This is a genomic window from Janthinobacterium breve (genome assembly GCF_051380895.1).
GTDB lineage: Bacteria > Pseudomonadota > Gammaproteobacteria > Burkholderiales > Burkholderiaceae_D > Janthinobacterium.
In genome coordinates this window covers 409333-427476 of sequence record NZ_JBNYXY010000007.1, presented here as the reverse complement: position 1 = coordinate 427476, position 18144 = coordinate 409333, and the positions used below count along the sequence as shown (strand labels likewise).

Annotated in this window: 17 protein-coding genes; 8 read left to right on the top strand and 9 right to left on the bottom strand. The window is 59.2% G+C overall.

The window, feature by feature from the left end; all coding sequences use genetic code 11:
- Nucleotides 1–7 precede the first annotated feature (7 nt).
- Both ACQ4W0_RS16370 and ACQ4W0_RS16365 read left to right on the top strand, forming a co-directional pair.
- Entirely contained in the window at nucleotides 8–1354 is a 1347-nt protein-coding gene (locus tag ACQ4W0_RS16370; RefSeq protein WP_436577682.1) for a toxin-antitoxin system YwqK family antitoxin, read from the top strand.
- Nucleotides 1339–2700: a toxin-antitoxin system YwqK family antitoxin gene (locus tag ACQ4W0_RS16365; protein WP_436577681.1), complete on the top strand. Its 1362-nt coding sequence runs from the start codon at nucleotides 1339–1341 to the stop codon at nucleotides 2698–2700. The genes ACQ4W0_RS16370 and ACQ4W0_RS16365 overlap by 16 nt, the downstream gene beginning before the upstream one ends.
- Nucleotides 2701–3025: 325 nt before the next feature.
- Here the strand turns inward: ACQ4W0_RS16365 and ACQ4W0_RS16360 are convergent, their stop codons facing one another.
- Nucleotides 3026–3613, bottom strand: a complete 588-nt coding sequence (locus ACQ4W0_RS16360; protein ID WP_436577680.1) for a TetR/AcrR family transcriptional regulator — start codon at nucleotides 3611–3613, stop codon at nucleotides 3026–3028.
- 272 nt (nucleotides 3614–3885) lie between these two features.
- On the opposite strand from ACQ4W0_RS16360, the gene ACQ4W0_RS16355 reads away from it, so the two are divergent.
- Nucleotides 3886–5109, top strand: coding sequence for an MFS transporter (locus ACQ4W0_RS16355; RefSeq protein WP_436577679.1), 1224 nt, complete (start codon nucleotides 3886–3888; stop codon nucleotides 5107–5109).
- A gap of 86 nt (nucleotides 5110–5195) precedes the next feature.
- Here the strand turns inward: ACQ4W0_RS16355 and ACQ4W0_RS16350 are convergent, their stop codons facing one another.
- The 8 genes from ACQ4W0_RS16350 to nadB all read right to left on the bottom strand — a co-directional run bounded on the left by ACQ4W0_RS16350 (nucleotide 5196) and on the right by nadB (nucleotide 11563).
- Complete coding sequence (locus tag ACQ4W0_RS16350; RefSeq protein ID WP_436577678.1) at nucleotides 5196–5624, bottom strand: hypothetical protein; 429 nt, start codon at nucleotides 5622–5624, stop codon at nucleotides 5196–5198.
- Nucleotides 5625–5697: 73 nt separating this feature from the next.
- Nucleotides 5698–6159 (bottom strand): hypothetical protein, encoded by a 462-nt coding sequence (locus ACQ4W0_RS16345; RefSeq protein ID WP_436577677.1) that lies wholly within the window; start codon nucleotides 6157–6159, stop codon nucleotides 5698–5700.
- A 124-nt stretch (nucleotides 6160–6283) separates the two neighbouring features.
- Complete coding sequence (locus ACQ4W0_RS16340) at nucleotides 6284–6592, bottom strand: hypothetical protein (RefSeq protein WP_436577676.1); 309 nt, start codon at nucleotides 6590–6592, stop codon at nucleotides 6284–6286.
- Nucleotides 6593–7414: 822 nt separating this feature from the next.
- The gene (locus ACQ4W0_RS16335; RefSeq protein ID WP_436577675.1) at nucleotides 7415–7672 is read right to left on the bottom strand and encodes a hypothetical protein; all 258 of its coding nucleotides are present in this window, start codon (nucleotides 7670–7672) and stop codon (nucleotides 7415–7417) included.
- 67 nt (nucleotides 7673–7739) lie between these two features.
- Complete coding sequence (locus ACQ4W0_RS16330; RefSeq protein WP_436577674.1) at nucleotides 7740–8282, bottom strand: hypothetical protein; 543 nt, start codon at nucleotides 8280–8282, stop codon at nucleotides 7740–7742.
- A 577-nt stretch (nucleotides 8283–8859) separates the two neighbouring features.
- A complete protein-coding gene (locus tag ACQ4W0_RS16325; RefSeq protein WP_436577673.1) occupies nucleotides 8860–9438 on the bottom strand; it encodes a DUF6630 family protein in 579 nt (192 codons plus the stop codon).
- A gap of 147 nt (nucleotides 9439–9585) precedes the next feature.
- Nucleotides 9586–9840 carry a hypothetical protein gene (locus ACQ4W0_RS16320; RefSeq protein ID WP_436577672.1) on the bottom strand — a complete coding sequence of 85 codons (255 nt, stop codon included), beginning with the start codon at nucleotides 9838–9840 and terminating at the stop codon, nucleotides 9586–9588.
- 109 nt (nucleotides 9841–9949) lie between these two features.
- Nucleotides 9950–11563, bottom strand: a complete 1614-nt coding sequence (gene nadB / locus ACQ4W0_RS16315; RefSeq protein ID WP_436577671.1) for an L-aspartate oxidase — start codon at nucleotides 11561–11563, stop codon at nucleotides 9950–9952.
- Nucleotides 11564–11766: 203 nt separating this feature from the next.
- Between nadB and ACQ4W0_RS16310 the strand changes: the two genes are divergently transcribed.
- From ACQ4W0_RS16310 to ACQ4W0_RS16290, 5 genes are all read left to right on the top strand, one after another.
- Nucleotides 11767–13155: a TIGR03013 family XrtA/PEP-CTERM system glycosyltransferase gene (locus tag ACQ4W0_RS16310; protein ID WP_436577670.1), complete on the top strand. Its 1389-nt coding sequence runs from the start codon at nucleotides 11767–11769 to the stop codon at nucleotides 13153–13155.
- Entirely contained in the window at nucleotides 13152–15203 is a 2052-nt protein-coding gene (gene prsK, locus ACQ4W0_RS16305) for an XrtA/PEP-CTERM system histidine kinase PrsK (protein ID WP_436577669.1), read from the top strand. Before ACQ4W0_RS16310 ends, prsK begins: the two co-directional genes overlap by 4 nt.
- Nucleotides 15204–15215: 12 nt before the next feature.
- The gene (gene prsR, locus ACQ4W0_RS16300) at nucleotides 15216–16571 is read left to right on the top strand and encodes a PEP-CTERM-box response regulator transcription factor (protein WP_436577668.1); all 1356 of its coding nucleotides are present in this window, start codon (nucleotides 15216–15218) and stop codon (nucleotides 16569–16571) included.
- A 105-nt stretch (nucleotides 16572–16676) separates the two neighbouring features.
- Nucleotides 16677–17120, top strand: coding sequence for a hemerythrin domain-containing protein (locus ACQ4W0_RS16295; RefSeq protein WP_436577667.1), 444 nt, complete (start codon nucleotides 16677–16679; stop codon nucleotides 17118–17120).
- Nucleotides 17121–17155: 35 nt separating this feature from the next.
- Nucleotides 17156–18070 (top strand): hypothetical protein, encoded by a 915-nt coding sequence (locus ACQ4W0_RS16290; RefSeq protein WP_436577666.1) that lies wholly within the window; start codon nucleotides 17156–17158, stop codon nucleotides 18068–18070.
- The last annotated feature ends 74 nt before the right edge of the window (nucleotides 18071–18144 follow it).

The window sequence follows — 18144 nt, the reverse complement described above, 5'->3', positions numbered from 1 at the left end:
GAATACCATGAAAATCAAGACCCTATGCGCGCTGCTTGGCGCTTCCTTGCTGTGCCCAGGCCCGGCGCAGGCGGAAATCGTGCAGCGCCAGGTGCTGGCAAGCATGGACAGCGAACGCGATAGCGAAGGCGGCGATGTATTCACTATTGCTGGCACGACGGCCTGCGGCGGCAAGCAGATACGCATGGATGCCCGATCGGTCAAGCTGGACGAGGCGCCGTACGAGGCACTGAAAGCCGATCTGGCCCGGCACATCCGCGCCAGGACGCCCATGCTCGTCGGCCTGGACAAGTGTCCGGTAGATGGGTCCGTGCCCATGGTGCGCCAGATCGCCGCCTGCACCCCCGCCTCCTGCGCCGATGGCCAGGCGCGGCTGTACCTGCACGAACGTTTCTTCCCCATCGAGCAGGAAAAGGCGGCCAACGTGCTGCTGTTGCCCCTGCCGAAAGGCAAGCTGCCTGGTACGTGGAAGGTGGATATTGTCAGCGTCACCGGCCACAAGCTGCGCCTGTCCGGGCAGGTCAACAGGGCCGATTATGCCTCCGGTGAACTGGTGGGCGGCTATGTCTCGTATTACCCCAACGGCAAGATCAAAAAACAGGTGGCGCAAGATGGGCAGGGCCAACAGCACGGCATCAGCAGCGAGTATTTTCCCGATGGCACCCTGGAGCTGCGCGGCGACTGGCACCATGGCTTGCCCGAGGGTGAACACCAGCGCTATCACGCCACAGGCAAGCTGAGCGAGGCGACGGCTTACCGCGACGGCAGGAAACTCGACGGGCCCGTGCAAACCTTCGACAAGAATGGCAAGCTGAGCACCAGCTACACTTTGCGCAACGAGACCATCGAAGGCGAACTGCTCACTTACTTCCCTGATGGAAAGGTCTCCAGTCGCTCGGAAACGAAGCGGGGTAAGTCCAATGGCTTGACGACGAGTTACTACCCCGATGGCGCCGTGCGCAGCACCATGACGGAAGTCAACAATTTACCCACGGGCGAGGCGCTGGAATTCTATCCTGATGGCAAGGTGCAAAGCCGCCAGCAGTACGGCGACAAGGGCGGGCTGCTGAGTATCCAGCGCTACAGCCCCCAGGGCGTGCTGGTGTTGGAACGAAAATGGGACCAGCAACTGCGCGAGCAGGGCACGTCGCGCTCGTGGTACGAAAGCGGCAAGCCCGAGCATTCCATCGACTACGTGAACGACGAGCGCGATGGTTGGCGCCGCAGTTGGCGCGAGGATGGCAGCTTGCAAATCGAATGCCAGTATGTAGCCGGCAAGGCCCAGGGCGCATGTGGTGACGCGCCGCCAGCGCGGGAGCTGTTGCGCAGGGAGCAGGCATGGCGCGCACTTTGAAACATTTGTTTGGCGCCATGCTGCTGTTGCCGGCGCTGGCCCACGCCGAGATCGTCCAGCGGCAAGTGATCACTGCGATTACGGCCGCGCCCGGCAGCGGCGACGTGTTGACCGTGGACGACGACACTGGCTGCCGCGGCCGGCAGTTGCGCATGGATGCCGCGTCGGTCGGACTGAGCGAGGAAGAGTATGGCGTCATGAAGGCCGAGCTGGCCAACATGATACGCGACAGGAACCCGCTGCTGGTACGCCTGCGTGCCTGCCCGGCGCCCGACCGGACTGGGGCCGATGCCATTCCCGTCATCCACATGTTGCGCGGCTGCGATGCGCACTGCGCCGATGGCAAGGCCCGTTTATACCTGAACCACAACCTGTCACGCGGCGAGGCAATGGAACAGGCGCGCTATGCGCTGGTCCTGCCGCTGCCGCCAGGCAAGACGCCCGGCACCTGGCAAGTCGAGGTATTCCACGTGCGCGAAGGCGAGCCACGGCGGCTGTCGGGCCTGGTCAATGATCCCGATTATTTGCGGGGCAAGCTGGTGGGTAACTACGCCATGTATTACCCGCATGGATCGCTGGAAATGCAGGTGGAGCAGGACGGGCGCGGCGTGCAGGAGGGCACGCAGACCCGCTACTACCCGGACGGCAAGATCTCCATGCGCGGCACATGGCGCAATGGCGTGCAGGAGGGGGAGGAACAGACCTATCACCAAAATGGCAAACTCATCGAGTCGCGCACCTACCGCAATGGCGCCCGTGCCGATGGCCTGATGGAAACCTTCGATGAAAACGGCAAGCTGCGCACGCGCATGACGCAGATCAAGGGACAGGCTGAAGGCGAACTGCTGTTATTTTATCCGGATGGCAAGGTGGAAAGTCGCAAACTGTACGTCAACGACAGGCTCAATGGCCCCAGCACCAGCTATTTTCCTGATGGCAAGGTGAGCAGCACGGGGAACTATGTCGATGGCATGCCCGCTGGCGAAAGCGTCGAGTATTATCCGGACGGCAAGGTGGCCAGCAGGCACACACACAGTGGTCATTACGTGTTGCGTAGCAAACAGCTCTTCAGCCGCCAAGGCGTATTGCTCGTGCAGAAACAGTGGAACGCCGGTGGACGCGAGGAGGGCGCATTGCGTTCATGGTATGCGAATGGCAAGCCTCGCCAGTTGATCGAATACTTGAACGGCGAGCGCCAGGGCTGGACGCGGCACTGGCGCGAGGATGGCAGCGTGGAGAGCGAATGCCGCTATGTGGCCGACGAGCCGCAGGGGGAATGTACTGGCGATTCGGCCAAATTTTCGTACACGCAGGATGGCATCGAAGTCGAGATGCCGGAACCGTGATTCGGGGAGTCGTTGCCGTGTGATTATTGATGCGTGGCCAGCCTTTTTGCGGGGCATGTACAGGTACTGGCGATGACACTGGATGGCGTCCAGAGTTCGTCCGGTCCCAGCACCGCGCCGGTGGCGCCATTTCGCATATAAATACTGTTGCCAGCCCGGACTGGACCGTGGCGCATGGCTGCTTGTACCGGGCAGGGCCTTTTGTGGTTGGCAGCTTTCGCCCCGAAACAGTCGCTGCCGCAACGAAAAATGTTGAGTTCTCTGGTGGTCTCTCGCCCAACAACGATTTAACTGCCTTGCGCGATGACATTACAACTTTCTGCGGTTACCTTTTAACTAACAGCCCGCGTAGTAGCAATTCCAGTGCAGCAACTCCTTTTATCAATCGCGCATTGCCTTCGTCTCCGTCTGCGATCCAGAACGCCGCTTCTGCCAGACTGCCGTAGATCAGCGAAGCCAGTGCCCGTGGGCTAGCGTCGGCCACGATGCCTTGATGAATCAGCTCTTGGATAAGCCCTTGCATCGACTCGACGCAATGGCGCTGCGAATCCGGTGAGGCGCCACCCAGGACCGCCCTGGCATCTCTTAAAACGATGCGCTGAATTTCCGGCTCCAGGGCCATCTCCAGATAGGCACGGCAGCGGCTGCGAAAGCCTTCCCACAGATCTCCGGCACTGTTTGAGATGGTTTGCAGGCGGTCATCCATTTCCGCGTCGATCTGCTCTACCACCGCTAGCAGTAAGCCTTTCTTGTCGCCGAAGTGATGATACAGCGCACCACGCGTCAGTCCTGCCTGCGCGGTGAGGTCGTCCATTGACGTGTCGGCATAACCGCGCTCGCTGAAAACTTTGCGAGCAGTGGCCAGTAACGATGCACGGGTTTCTTCCATTTCGACACGGGTGCGGCGAACCATTGCTTTCTCCTTACATACATAGCGCATGATTGTTTACATACAGTGCGTATGAATATATAATTTATTCATACGCACTGTATGTATTATCACTGCAGCGTGTCTCCATTGCAAGTACCGCATGTAGGGGATCGATACGCATTGGCAGGAGCTGCCTGCTGTGCTCCGCACCAGGGGTTTTGACATGCCACTGCGTAGCAATTGTGTAACAGCTACCCGACGCCGCCTTCCCGGCACAAGCCGTTTATCTAATGATTGAATGAAGGATATGAACCATGAGTACGTCTCCCTACGCTGTAGCAGAAACCTCTGTCCGCCACCCGTGGCTGGCGGTCACCGCTGTCGGCATGGCCACCTTCACGGTAGTGACGACCGAAATGCTCCCGGTCGGCCTGTTGACGCCGATTGCCGACACTCTGGACGCCTCCACGGGAAGCGCTGGCCTGATGATCTCGCTGCCAGCGTTGCTGGCGGCCATGTTCGCGCCGCTGGTCGTGATCGCATCGGGAACCCTGGACAGGCGCAAAATTCTTTGTGGTTTGCTGAGTCTATTGGTGATCGCGAACACTGCCTCGGCATTGGCGCAGAATATGGCGTGGATGCTGGCTGCACGTGTTCTCGTCGGTTTTTGCATGGGCGGAATCTGGGCCATTGCCGGTGGCCTGGCTTCCCGGCTTGTTCCTGCTCGCTCGATTGGCCTGGCAACGTCGATTATCTTCGGTGGAGTGGCGGCCGCTTCTGTGCTGGGTGTGCCGCTTGGCGCACAAATCGGCGCCTTTGCAGGATGGCGCTGGGCCTTTGGCGTCATGGCGCTGTTTAGCGGCTTGGTACTGGCGCTGCATCTGGCTGTCATTCCCGTGCTGCCCACTGCCAGTTCGGCGACCTTGCACCAATTCGGCAAACAGCTACGCAACCGACAATTGCAAGCGGGGCTGCTTCTGACCTTGTTGCTGGTGACTAGCCATTTCATGGCCTTCACCTTCGTGCGCCCACTACTGCTGTCAGTGTCGGGGTTTGATACGCAATGGCTAGGCGCACTGCTGTTTTCCTATGGTCTCGCGGGCATCATTGGAAACTTCCTGGCTGGTGTCGTTGCGGTGCGGCGCACGGCGCCAACCATCATCACTATCTCGGGCGGCCTGCTGCTCACGCCGCTACTGTTCCTGGCTGTCGGCGACTCCAGTGTCGGCGGCGGCGTGGTGTTGCTGGCTTGGGGACTGGCCTACGGTGGCGTATCGGTCGGCCTGATGAGCTTGATGATGAAGGCGGCGCCCGGGGCCGTGGAGATAGTCGCGGCGCTATATGTGGGTGTATTTAATGTTGGCATTGCGCTCGGGGCGTGGGGCGGTGGCCAGGCCGTGGACAGGCTAGGCCTCTCAGCCAACCTCTGGCTTGCCGCAGGATTCGCCGCTGCTGCTTTGCTGTTGTCTTTTAGTATCAGCTTTGTTGAACACAGAATGAAAGCTGCCGACAAGCAGCTTGGCTCCGCAACGGACTGACGGAATAATGCCTGTTATGACCGCTTCTGGCCGGCTGATGCCGTTGGCAGGTTCCGCCCCAAAGCGGACCGCCAAACCCAGCTGAATCAGACGAACAGTGTGCGTTTTCCATTTGCTAGCGTACCGGCCATGTCGGAAAAACCTCGGTAGAAAAACGGGATGTTATCGGCCGGGTCACCGCTCAACCGACTACGTATTCTTGCCCAGGTAGCAATGGCAATGTGCGTCTCAGGTTCGCCGACAACAAGCACGGGGCCTCGCTCCTCGTCGAGCCACTCGTACTCACCGCCGTACCGGGTGCGTGCAACCTCAAGGACGTAGCAACCAAAGAGCTTAACTAAACTTGAAGTCTCCGACTGGGACATTTCATCGATGTAGCCCGAAGCTTCCGCCAGCATCTCTTCCACGATTGAAAGACTGTTCTCAGAGAAATTCAGACGGCCACTCGACCGGTCATGAAAGGTTTCTACGGCGCGCTTCGCCGTATTGACTACGTCTTGAAGAATTGTCGTCATCAATTTCGTTAATGAATTTGGGGTTAATACAGTCGCGTATGTCTGGTTTTGGCCGGCTGCCGTCGTCGGTAACCTACGCCGAACCGATCAATTCCTGCTCAGCTTCTTGCAGCAAAGGTTCGAGTGCACGCGGCATAGGGATGCTAATGTAGGCCTCAGCTATCATGAACGGGTCCAGATTGAGTTCACGCTGACTCGCTATCGAGAACTTCCCAACCACATATCGCGCAAAATATCTGGATGCCGGGTTTTCATTGGGGTACCAAGCACCGGAATACTTCTGCGTAAAGTACTCGCCAATAAAATACCCAAGTCGGGCCAGCAGCCATGCCTTGTCCTCTTCGTCTATAACGTCCAAATTCCTTAGCGCCGTCGACAAAAGCGGCACGAACATTGGAGCGTTGTTCAGTACCTCGTGTGCGGGATTAATTCCCATCTTACTAACGAAGTCGACAAGCGACGGAATCAGCTGTTCGTAAAATACCGGGAAATCCCTTTTCCGGCGATCGAGTAACTGCATTTGCTCTGTCGTCATTCCGATTTCCAATATGTTTCACAACTCCTGTTTATGCTCGTCCCCGAAGGTCCGCTTGTGGCCGATCTCAGCCATACAGTGTACGGCAACTGTCGCCGCAAGAGTAGGGGAGAGCGCTACATGTTTAATCGTGCAAAACAATCTGAACTTCGATGCTTCGCGTTGTCGCTAGCGCGCGGAGAAAGGTGCGGAGCATTCGAATCTCATCTCCAATTGCGCCGTTAGCACTTGGCAGGCCATAGACTAACACCCGCGCAGGTAATGCAAACTCGCTGGAATTACAGAGCAGATTTTGAAGGAAGACCCAAGTTATTTCCCTATCGATTGGCACGCCAAAAGCGACCGCAATGGATTGACGAACGAACAATGCATTCTTCGCGTAGGTAAGATCTATCGTTACTTGCTTGTTGCACATATCTGTCGAGTCAATCATGGCCGGGTGTAGCTCTAACGCAGCGTCCGCTTCTGGCCGACTGCTGTGGTTGGCAGGTTCCGCTCTAAATAGCTGACAGATGCCATTACATGTTAGCGATCCAATCTTCAAATTCTTTCGCCAAACCTGGCGGATTGGCCAATCGAGTTTGTATAGCAATCTAGTAATAGTATTCGAGTTCATGTACGAGAATCGGGATCGGGCGTGAAAAGTACTGTTCGATAACGCCATTTTCATGAAGTGCCTGTGCGATCCGAACGCATGCGTCTACAAAGTAGGCGGTGATGTCGCTTCCAATGCGCATGCACCGATCAAAGTCGGCTTCCTCATCTTCAGCTGAGTACCAAAGCCCTCATGCCTTCAGAAGCTCTTCCAGCAGTTGGCCACCTTCCGTATCGGGCTCACCAATGTATTTCAATTCGTTCTGGATTCAAAAGGCGAAGTTCCATTTCGCTTCTGCGGAATCGGACGCTGAGGCCCTGCATTCCGTCAAATGCGTCAATGTATTGTAACCAAGTTGCAGAACCGGATAACGCGGATCGTCGTCGTTATCGTAAATGAAGAATGACAATCCGTAGATATCCGGAATGGTCGACGCATCGATGTTTGCCAACGCGGCACTAATGTGGCAGTAAGAGAATTGTTCAAAAATTATTCATAGGCTTCGTTTCCTCGTGTGGACATACGGATTCGATATCACGGCGTCCGCTTCGGGCCGCCAGCGGCCCGTGAGCATAACGAATTACCAAGCGAGAAAAGTCACACATTGTCACATTAACTTGAATGTCTGTTTCTGGCCGCATCCAGCCGATCGTCCACGAACTATATAGGGTCTAAGTCCTTGGGGAATTGGCTGGCGCGCTGCCACTGCTCTTGATCGAGGTCTTCCGTCAAGTCACGCAGATGCCAAGCCCTGTTCAAGTGTGCAAAGACATGGCCGAGGTCAATGCGCAGATTTACCTCATCGTAGTAAACCTCGCTACGCATCTCCGATATGAGCATGGTCAAGTGTTCTCGCGCATCTTCAAGCTCGTACATTAGTGTGGCCCATGGTGCCGGAGCGCTTTCTTTACTAATCATAGGGCAACCTTAAACTGCACTTCAATAACGTCGTGAACTTCCGCTCCTGGCCGAAATCCGCCCTAGGCTAAGCTGCTCCTGGGGCGGACGGTTTCGCAAAAAATGAGGGTTGTATCTCGACTGAAAATGGCTCCAATACTTCAATTTTCATTTTCCTTTTAAATATACCAATTTTAGAGATGCGATACGGAAAGTAAATAAAGCGCGAGTAGTCGTTACCCTCTAGGTGCACTCTAATTCCATCTGGACACGGAGATTCGTACGTCGAAGGAATGTTGACGTTCGCGGCCATCGCCGAAGCAATAATTTCTCCTCTGGCTGCTTGGACTTTAAACGTATCCTCAAGTAAACGAAATAAATCTTGCGGATTTGGGTGCTCGTTCCCATCATGGATACCCACCGCGTTTAATTTCCCTTCAAAGCCAAGAACAGCTCCGAATGGGTAAAATTCACCTGAGTCGGACAGCATCAGCTTGGCAAAGTCAAAGCAGTACGTTAAAAGCTCATGTAGCTGTTCTGGTTTTACGGCCATGTCGTGCCAGCAAAAAAATAAAGGAATATTTAATAAAAAATCAACGAGCGTTTTTTGCCGCCAGCGGCCCGCGAGCATAACGAATTATCAAGCGAGAAGAGTCACGTATTGTCACGTCAACGTGATTGGCTGCTCCTGGCCGGTAGTGGCCTATTGACGTTGCTTCAAATTGTCAGCCGATACCAGTTAGCAATATTTTTTAACTCCTTAGCAGCTCCAAATTTCTTTGCTGCTGGTTGCAGCGAAATCAACACTTCCGCCACACCCGATGGAGGCTCGGTCGTATCACTGAGTCTCACCAAATCCATCGCAAACCAACAGCAGGATACGAAAGCATATTCGTCTGACTGCTTGCCTGCTAAATTCAAAACCCCGGAAATGCTACCGAATGCGTCGTTTGGGGCCACGCCAATAAGCGCGCGCTATCTGATCTTCGTGACAGACCACTCATCATCGCTGAGTTCGCCCATCCCCCTATCCAGTGCCTTGCAAAACTCATCTGCGACTGACACACCACCTCCTTATTTCAGTTGACTTGGTCCGCTTTTGGCCGGTTGCCGTCGTTGGCAGGTTCCGCCCCGGAGCGGACCTTAGCACGGCGACCTAGCAATCACATGACGCGCCGCTCCACATTCGCCCAACAGATTCTCTTGCGTCATTCGGGCCGATGCTCGACTTCAAACTCATCTGATTCCTTAACTTTCAGACCAGCTTCCTTCGCAATTTGAACAATCTCTGCCGATTTTTCCTCCGACATAAGCAGTGCGTAATACGCATCGTTTCCTAAGTCGAGATGAAGCAAACGGCCCCCCCTGGGTTTGACCCAGGAGGAAAACTTTAGCAGCGCTCTCGGAACCGTCGTATGTGTTCCGCCTTGCAGGTGCCAGGTTTCGTTAATTCCGGCAACGGTAAGCAGTTCGTTCGCCTGCCATTCCACTTCCTCAGTGGCCTTCCAGTCGACTTGCAGCAAAACCCACTTGCCCCGCCGCTGCCCCTCGTCGTCGAGTATGCCGCTCTCGATTGCTTCACTTGTTGTATCTCCGCGCCCTAAATGTGAAATTACAAGCTTGGTTAAGCGCTGACTTTCCTCTGTTCCCAACTGCGCAGTTATGAGAGTAAGGAAACGTCTTAGGGCTTGTTTAGCCTGTGTAGATGCAGAAAAATATTCTTTCAGAATCTGTGCGTCCGAGAGGTTCTCGTCTTCTTCAACAGGTGGCTCAGGTGGGGCGGTCAAGTCCCGACCCAAAAGTTTGCTAAGCAGCTTAAGCATTGGCAGTTAGATAAAAGTTGTTTGAGGAGTAGTTCGTGATGTCCGCTTCTGGCCGGTTGCGGTCGTCGGTAGGTTCCGCCCCGAAGCGGACGGCACTGCGTATTACGGAAACTACTCATCCGTATGGCGCACGACATTGACAGATAGGCCAACTCCAGCACACGGATTGGAGTTCCCTAGATCGACGCCCACATGCAATGCCGAGTTGCTGGATTTGGCAAGGTCGAGTTCTGCCGCTGCCTTCAACAAAAACTCGCCAATCGCGCGCTGCTCTTTCGGCGTTCCGTGAAAATCCACATCAACAATCGTCACAGGAAGAATACAGCCATCTGCGTCGGGTTCTTCTGGCCAGCCAACGATGCGCATCTGATCTCCGAGTTGGATAAATGTCCGCTCTTGGCCGATAGCGGACCACCGTAATGACTGATCGCACAATGTGCCTGCTTTCAGAATCTGGAGGCGGCTGGTTTATCGTCTACCGATGCGGCGGCGTCAGCACGCTGGCGATTGCTTTCGGCAGGGTTTCCGGATAATCGCGGCTGAAGTGCAAGCCGCGGCTTTCGCGGCGGGACAGGGCGCTGTTGACGATCATCGAGGCCACGTCGACCAGGTTGCGCAGTTCCAGCAAATCGTGCGTGATGCGGAAGTTGCGGTAGTACTCGTCGATTTCCTCTTTCAGCAGGGCGATGCGGTGCTGGGCCCGTTCCAGGCGCTTGGTCGTGCGCACGATGCCCACGTAATTCCACATGAAGCGGCGCAGCTCGTCCCAATTATGGGAAATCACCACTTCCTCATCCGCATCGGTGACGCGGCTTTCATCCCAGTCGGGCAGATACGGCGTGCCCAGTTTTTCCTTGCTTTCGATGTCTTGCGCACAGGCGCGGCCGATGACGATGCATTCCAGCAAGGAATTCGACGCCAGGCGGTTCGCGCCATGCAAGCCCGTGCAAGCCGTTTCGCCCACCGCATACAGGCCCGGCAAGTCGGCGCGGCCGGACAGGTCCGTGACGACGCCGCCGCAGGTGTAGTGGGCGGCCGGCACGATGGGAATCGGCTGCTTGGTGATATCGATGCCCAGTTCCAGGCAGCGCGCGTAGATGGTGGGGAAGTGTTCGATGAGGAATGTGGCCGGCTTGTGGCTGATGTCCAGGTGCACGTAATCGAGGCCCCGCTTCTTGATCTCGAAGTCGATGGCGCGCGCCACCACGTCGCGCGGTGCCAGTTCGGCCCGCTCGTCGTGGGCCAGCATGAAGCGCGTGCCCGCTGCCGCGCCCGCTTCAGGCGGCAGTTTCAGCAAGCCACCTTCGCCACGGATGGCTTCGGTGATCAGGAAAGATTTGGCATACGGGTGGTACAAACAAGTGGGGTGGAACTGGATGAATTCCATGTTCGACACGCGGCAACCGGCGCGCCAGGCCATGGCGATGCCGTCGCCGCTGGCCGTGTCCGGGTTGGTGGTGTATAAATACACCTTGCCTGCGCCGCCCGTGGCCAGCACGGTGTGCTCGGCGGCAAAGGTGTGCACCTTGCCCGTTTGCTCGTCCTGCACGTACAGGCCGTGGCAATGCGGTTGCGCATTGCGCTGGGTCGGCTTCATGCCCAGCTTGTCGGAGGTGATCAGGTCGATGGCGCAATGGTGTTCGAACAGGCTGATGTTCGGATGGGCGCGCACCTTTTCTTCCAGCGTCACTTGCACGGCGTGCCCCGTGGCGTCGGCCGCGTGGATGATGCGGCGCTGGCTGTGTCCGCCTTCGCGGGTCAGGTGGAAACCCAGCTCGGCCGTGGCGTCGCGCGTAAATGGCACGCCTTGCTCGATCAGCCATTCGATGGCTTCGCGGCCGTGCTCGACGATGTAGCGCGTGGCGCTCTCGTCGCACAGGCCGCCGCCGGCGATCAGGGTGTCTTCGATATGCTGCTGGTGGCTGTCGCCCGAGTCCAGCACGGCCGCGATCCCGCCTTGCGCCCAGTTGCTGGCGCCATCGAGCAGCGCGCGTTTGGAAATGATCGCGACAGTGCGCGTCTCAGCTAAATGCAGTGCAACCGATAAACCCGCCAGGCCACTGCCGACAATCGCTACATCAAATTTCATGACATTTATCTCTTTTAGGGGAAGCATACTATATGCCATTTCCCCTCATTCGGTAATGTGTTGAGATAAATTCTGCCAGCGAAAGATAGCTGGGGCCGTAGCTTGTGGCGCATCAATGTCTTCGTGGAACAGTTCGCCATCATGGCAAGACAGCAGCAAGTCGCCCTGTGCGCGGCCTGATGCTTTTTGCCGCAGGAGGAACCATGATCCGCATCTTCAGCCATTATGTCTCGAAAACAGCGTTTATTCTGCTGTTGCTGGAAATCCTGATCCTGCTGCTGTCGGCCACCCTGACATCCCTGCTATGGCTGGCGGACGGCAGCCGCGCACTGCGGGTGGGCGAGGTCTATCTATCGTCGGCGATCTTCGCACTGGTCATCGTGTTCAGCATGAGTGCGCTGGGCATGTACCAGCACCGCTCGCGTGAAGACATCCGCAACACCTTGCTGCGCATCCTGCCGTCGTTCGCGCTGGGTTTTGCCGTGCTCAGCGTCTTGATCCGTTTCGTCCCGTCCTTGCATTTCGGGCGTGGCAGCGTGCTGATCTTCGGTCTGGGCGCCATCGGCGTGCTGCTGGCGCGCCTGGTGGTGTTCAAATCCTCGCAATCGGCGCTGATGGAAGGTCGGCTGATCCTGGTGGGCGGCGGGGCGCTGGCGCGCGAATGCATGGACTTGGCAGCCAGCAAGATCGGTTTCCACCAGTTTACGGTGGTTGGCTGTATCGATGTGGCTGGCGAGCAATGCTGCGTGCCGGCCTCGGCCTTGCTGCCGGCCGAACCGTCGCTGCTGGCCATGGCCCAGCGCCATGCCGCGCATGAGATCGTCGTGTCCGTCAGCGACCGGCGCAATGGCGCGTTTCCTGCCAAGCAACTTCTGGAATGCGCGCTGGGCGGTGTCAAGGTGATCGATGCGGCCACGTTTTTCGAGCGCGAAGCGTGCCAGATCCGCATCGATTCCTTGCAGCCCAGCTATCTGATCTATGGCGGCGGTTTCGACCAGAGTTTTTTCCGCGCCGCCTCGAAGCGTTTATTCGACCTGGTTGCCAGCAGCGTCATCTGCCTGGCGGCGCTGCCCGTGATGCTGGTGACGGCGCTGTGCATCCGCCTGGAAGACGGCGGGCCCGTGTTTTACCAGCAGGAGCGGGTGGGGCGCGATGGCTTGCCTTTTAACGTGCTGAAATTTCGCAGCATGCGCTGCGATGCCGAGCGCGACGGCAAGCCCATCTGGGCGCTGAGCAACGATGCGCGCATTACGCGCGTGGGTAATCTGATCCGCAAGCTGCGCATCGACGAGTTGCCGCAGATGCTCAATGTGTTTCGCGGCGAGATGAGTTTTGTCGGGCCACGCCCCGAGCGCGCGTATTTTGTCGAGCAACTGAAGCAGCAGGTGCCCTACTACAACATTCGTCACAGCATCAAACCGGGCATCACGGGCCTGGCGCAGGTGCGCTATCAATATGGCGCCTCCGTCGACGATGCCGTGAAGAAGCTGCAATACGATTTGTATTATGTGAAAAACAATAGCCTGTTCCTCGACTTGCTGATCCTGCTCGACACGGTGCAGGTGGTGCTGTTTGGCAAGGGCAGCCGATGATGGGGGCACAGTCGGACTGGCTGGCGGCGGCCGACGCGGCGGCCCTCAGCCATGGCCTGGCGTCGCTGGCCTTCTTCGTGCTGGCGCTGCTGCTCATCAGCAACTGGCGCGCGCGGCAAAACGTGCGCGCCTTGCTGGTGGCGTGCCTGGCGACGGGGGGCTGGGCCACGGGCACCGTGGTGCTGGTGCTGCTGGGACAGCGCATCGCGCTGGCCGGCGATGCGCTCGAACTGCTGCGTACCCTGGCCTGGCTGGTCTTCTTGCTGCTGCTGATCGAACCGTCGCGTCCCCGCTTGCGCCTGGTGCTGCTGGGCATCGCCTTCACGGCCCTGGCGCCCTGGCTGTTTTCGATGGCTTCCTCCTGGCTGGCGCTGCCTTTGCCGGCGCGCATCATCGCCAGTGTCTGCCGTTTGCTGCTGGCCGTGCTGGGCATGCTGCTGGTGGAACAGTGGTACCGCAACACGCCGCCCTTAAAACGCTGGGGCATCAAGTTTGCGTGCCTGGGCGTGGGCGGCCTGTTTGCCTACGATTTTTATCTGTACAGCGACGCCTTGCTGTTTCGCGCGATCAACGATGACATCTGGGCCGCGCGCGGCATCGTCGACGCCCTGTGCGCGCCGCTGCTGGCCGTGTCGGCGGCGCGCAATCCGGGCTGGGCGCTGGGCCTGTCCGTCTCGCGCCAGATGTTGTACCGCTCGGCCGCCTTGCTGGGTTCGGCCATCTATTTGCTGGCCATGGCGGCCAGCGCCTATTACTTGCGCTATTTCGGCGGCACCTGGGGTTCCCTGATGCAGATGGCTTACCTGGGCGGTGCAGCCCTGCTGCTGGCGGGCGTGCTGTTTTCCGGCAGCCTGCGCGCCAAGCTCAAGGTCACGATCAACAAGCATTTTTATAACGCCATCTTCGATTACCGTGAGGAATGGCTGAAATTTACGCGGGCGCTGTCCGAAGATGGCCCGGCCCTGGGCGAACGCACGATACAGGCCATGGCGCAGCTGGTGGAAAGCCGCGCCGGCGCGCTGTGGATCTTGCGCGAACAGGGGCAGTTTGTCCCGGCCGCCAGCTGGAACTGGCCGCCGAGCACGTGGAGCGAGCCGGCGGCAGGCAGCCTGTGCCAGTTCCTGGAGGAAAGGCTATGGGTGATCGACGTGCCTGACTGGCAGCAAAACCCGCGCCAGTACGGCGGCTTGCACTTGCCGCTGGCGCTGCTGGCGCTGCCGCAAGTGTGGCTGCTTGTGCCCTTGATGCTGCATGGCCAGCTGTTCGCCTTTGTCGCGCTGGCGCGGCCCCGCACGCGCATCGGCTTGAACTGGGAAATCCGCGACGTGCTGAAAATTGCCGGCAGCCAGGCCGCCAGCTACCTGGCGCACCGCGAATCGCTCGATACCCTGACGGTGTCGCGTCAGTTCGATTCGTTCAACCGCATGTCCACGTTTATCGTGCACGACCTGAAAAACCTGGTGTTCCAGCTGTCCTTGTTATTGAGCAATGCCGAAAAGCACCGCGCCAATCCTGCCTTCCAGGAGGACATGCTGGACACGCTCGATCATTCCGTGCAGAAAATGAAGACCTTGCTGCAGAAGCTGGCGCGCGGCGAGGCGCCGGAAGCGCCGGCGCCGCTGCTGCTCGATGGCTTGCTGCGCCAGGCCGTGGCCGCCAAGGCCAGCCTGGCGCCGGCACCCCGGCTGGAAATCGTCGATGGCGAGCTGACGGTACTGGCCAACCGTGCGCGCCTGGAACGCGTGCTGGGCCATTTGATCCAGAACGCCATCGAGGCCACGGCCAGCGATGGCAAGGTGGCCGTGCGGTTGCGGCGTGTACAGCACACGGCCGTGGTCGAACTCGACGATACGGGGCAGGGCATGAGCGAACAGTTCATCCGCGAACGCCTGTTCAAACCGTTTGACACGACCAAAACGGCAGGCATGGGCATCGGCGTGTTCGAAAGCCGCGAATACCTGCGCGAAGTGGGCGGCAGCCTGGAAGTGCGCAGCGAGCCGCAAGTGGGCACCACGTTTCGCGTGATCCTGCCGCTGCACGCGGCCTAGCAAAGGAGTGCCATGGGCAAACAGAAACTGCTGGTCATCGAAGACGATCCCGGCTTGCAAAAGCAGCTGCACTGGAGTTTTGACGGCTACGAGGTCTTGCTGGCGGGCGAGCGCGAGGCGGCGCTGGCGCTGGTGCGGCGCCACCAGCCTGCCGTGGTGACGATGGACCTGGGCTTGCCGCCCGATCCGGACGGGGCCACGGAAGGTCTGGCCACCTTGCAACACATCCTCGCGCTGGCGCCGGACACCAAGGTCATTATCCTGTCGGGCAACCAGGAGCGCGCGCATGCGTTAAAGGCCATCGCCCTGGGCGCCTACGATTTCCACCAGAAACCGTTCGAGGCCGACATGCTGGGCCTGGTCATCGCCCGCGCGTTCTACCTGCACGCCATGCAGCAGGAAAACCGCCGCATGCTGCAGACGCAGGCGGACTCGCCGCTGGCCGGCATCGTCAGCCGCGACCCCGGCATGCTGAAACTGTGCCGCAGCGTGGAAAAAGTCGCGCCATCGTCGGCCAGCGTGATGCTGCTGGGCGACTCGGGCAGCGGCAAGGAGCTGATTGCGCGGGGCTTGCATGCGCTGTCCAGCCGCCACGCGCAGCGTTTCATTGCCATCAACTGCGCGGCGATTCCCGAAAACCTGCTGGAAAGCGAGCTCTTCGGCTATGAGCGGGGGGCATTTACGGGCGCGGCGCGGCAAACCCTGGGCAAGATCGAACTGGCCCACGGCGGCACTTTCTTTCTCGACGAGGTCGGCGACATGCCGATGGCGCTGCAGGCGAAACTGCTGCGCTTCCTGCAGGAGCGGGTTATCGAGCGCGTGGGCGGGCGCGCCGAGATCGCCGTCGACGTGCGCATCGTCTGCGCCACGCACCAGGACTTGAAGATGCTGGCGGAACAGGGACGTTTCCGCGAAGACCTGTTTTACCGCCTCAGCGAAATCGTCTTGCGCATTCCGCCCCTGCGCGAACGGGCCGGCGATTGCGCCTTGCTGGCCCACCATTTCAAGAACAAGTTCTGCGCCAGCGAAGGGCGCGGCAGCCTGCATTTCAGCGCAGGCGCGCTGCAGCTGATCGAAAGCTACGGCTGGCCCGGCAATGTGCGCGAGGTGGAAAACTGCATTAGGCGGGCAGTCATCATGTGCGACGGACCGCAGATCGCCGCCGACGACCTGGGCTTGCCCGCCAGTGCCCAGGCGGCACCCCAGGATGAGCCGCTGAACCTGCGCCAGGCCCGCGAAGCGGCCGAATACAAGGTCATGGTGCGCGCGCTGGCGCGGGCCGACGGCAATATCGCCCGCGCGGCCGAGCTGCTGGGCGTGAGCCGGCCCACGCTGTACGACCTGATGGGCCACCACGGCATCAAGTAGGTGCAGGATACTGATATGAATTGAATATCAAGTTTGTGTAAGGCGTCGCACATACGCTGGCGCTGCCTTGGCGCATCCTTATTTCATCTACAACAAGGAGGCGCCATGAATGCGATCAGTTTATTAATGCAGGACCATAAGGCTGTCAAAGCCTTGTTTGCCCAATATGAAGGCTTGAGCGACCGCTCATTTGCCACCAAGAAAAAGCTGGCCGACCAGATTTGCCAGGAATTGACCGTACACACGCAGTTGGAAGAAGAGATTTTCTACCCGGCCGTGCGCCGCCCCATCCACGACGGCGATTTGATGGACGAGGCCGTCGTCGAGCACGCGAGCGCCAAGGAACTGATTGCGCAAATCGAAGCGATGGACCCCGCCGACGACCTGTACGACGCCAAGGTCAAGGTGCTGTCCGAGCAGATAGAACACCACGTCAAGAAAGAAGAGGGCGACATGTTTCCCAAGGTGCGCCATACGGCCGTCGACCTCGATGCGCTGGGCCGGGAAATGGCCGCACGCAAGGAACAGCTGACGAGCAGCGCCGCCTGAGCGCCTAAAAACATTACCAACCAAGGGAGAATTCCATGCAAGCTACACAATTGTCCGTGTCGGACCTGAACAATCCGGGCGTTTCCTGGGGCGCCGTGCTGGCGGGCGCAGCCGCCGCCGCCGCCTTGTCCTTCATCCTGCTGATCCTCGGCGTGGGCCTGGGCCTATCGTCCGTGTCACCGTGGTCGTTCAACGCCACGGCCATCGGCGTGTCGACCATCGCCTGGCTGGCTTTCATGCAACTGGCCGCGTCCGGCATCGGCGGCTACATGGCAGGCCGTTTGCGCGTGAAATGGAGTTCCATCCACACGGATGAAGTGCATTTCCGCGATACGGCGCACGGCTTGCTGGCCTGGGCCGTGGCCACCCTGATCACCGTGGCCGTGCTGGCCGGCGGCACGCGGGCCGTGCTCAGCGGCGCCATCGACGCGGGCAGCGGCGTGGCGGCGGCAGTGTCCCCGGTCGCAGCGGCTGGTGCTGCGGGCGCCAAACAAGGCGAGGGTGGCGGCGCCAATCCGCTCGATTATTTCTCGGACATGCTGCTGCGCGCCGCTCCTGCCGCTGGCACGCCAGCGCCAACAACTGCCGGCGTCACGCTCGCCGACCAGCGCGTGGAAATCGGCAAGATCTTCGCCACGGGCCTGTCCAAGGGCAACCTGGCTGCCGATGACCGCGCCTACCTGGGCCAGGTCGTGGCCAGCCGCACGGGCTTGACGCAGGCTGAAGCGGAAGCGCGCGTTGACGCCGTCTACGCGCGCGCCGCCAAGGCCGCCGCCGATGCGAAGGCGGCTGCCCAGCAAGCGGCGGAAACGGCCCGCAAGGCCGGTGCCCATACGGCCCTGTGGATGTTCGTCGCCTTGCTGCTGGGCGCTTTCGTGGCCAGCCTGGCGGCAACGTTCGGCGGCCGCCAGCGCGACCATGAGCGCGTGCTGCGCCATGTGACCATTTAAATCATCCATTTCAATCTAGGAGACTGCCATGCGTTCCATCCTCTTGCTGCTGCTGGGCATTCCATTGCCCATCG

Bases quoted from the DNA above. Each gene is read 5' to 3' on its own strand.
- ACQ4W0_RS16370 (WP_436577682.1), top strand. From the start codon at position 8: ATGAAAATCAAGACCCTATGCGCGCTGCTTGGCGCTTCCTTGCTGTGC.
- ACQ4W0_RS16365 (WP_436577681.1), top strand. From the start codon at position 1,339: ATGGCGCGCACTTTGAAACATTTGTTTGGCGCCATGCTGCTGTTGCCG.
- ACQ4W0_RS16360 (WP_436577680.1), bottom strand. From the start codon at position 3,613: ATGGTTCGCCGCACCCGTGTCGAAATGGAAGAAACCCGTGCATCGTTA.
- ACQ4W0_RS16355 (WP_436577679.1), top strand. From the start codon at position 3,886: ATGAGTACGTCTCCCTACGCTGTAGCAGAAACCTCTGTCCGCCACCCG.
- ACQ4W0_RS16350 (WP_436577678.1), bottom strand. From the start codon at position 5,624: ATGACGACAATTCTTCAAGACGTAGTCAATACGGCGAAGCGCGCCGTA.
- ACQ4W0_RS16345 (WP_436577677.1), bottom strand. From the start codon at position 6,159: ATGACGACAGAGCAAATGCAGTTACTCGATCGCCGGAAAAGGGATTTC.
- ACQ4W0_RS16340 (WP_436577676.1), bottom strand. From the start codon at position 6,592: ATGATTGACTCGACAGATATGTGCAACAAGCAAGTAACGATAGATCTT.
- ACQ4W0_RS16335 (WP_436577675.1), bottom strand. From the start codon at position 7,672: ATGATTAGTAAAGAAAGCGCTCCGGCACCATGGGCCACACTAATGTAC.
- ACQ4W0_RS16330 (WP_436577674.1), bottom strand. From the start codon at position 8,282: ATGCTCGCGGGCCGCTGGCGGCAAAAAACGCTCGTTGATTTTTTATTA.
- ACQ4W0_RS16320 (WP_436577672.1), bottom strand. From the start codon at position 9,840: ATGCGCATCGTTGGCTGGCCAGAAGAACCCGACGCAGATGGCTGTATT.
- nadB (WP_436577671.1), bottom strand. From the start codon at position 11,563: ATGAAATTTGATGTAGCGATTGTCGGCAGTGGCCTGGCGGGTTTATCG.
- ACQ4W0_RS16310 (WP_436577670.1), top strand. From the start codon at position 11,767: ATGATCCGCATCTTCAGCCATTATGTCTCGAAAACAGCGTTTATTCTG.
- prsK (WP_436577669.1), top strand. From the start codon at position 13,152: ATGATGGGGGCACAGTCGGACTGGCTGGCGGCGGCCGACGCGGCGGCC.
- prsR (WP_436577668.1), top strand. From the start codon at position 15,216: ATGGGCAAACAGAAACTGCTGGTCATCGAAGACGATCCCGGCTTGCAA.
- ACQ4W0_RS16295 (WP_436577667.1), top strand. From the start codon at position 16,677: ATGAATGCGATCAGTTTATTAATGCAGGACCATAAGGCTGTCAAAGCC.
- ACQ4W0_RS16290 (WP_436577666.1), top strand. From the start codon at position 17,156: ATGCAAGCTACACAATTGTCCGTGTCGGACCTGAACAATCCGGGCGTT.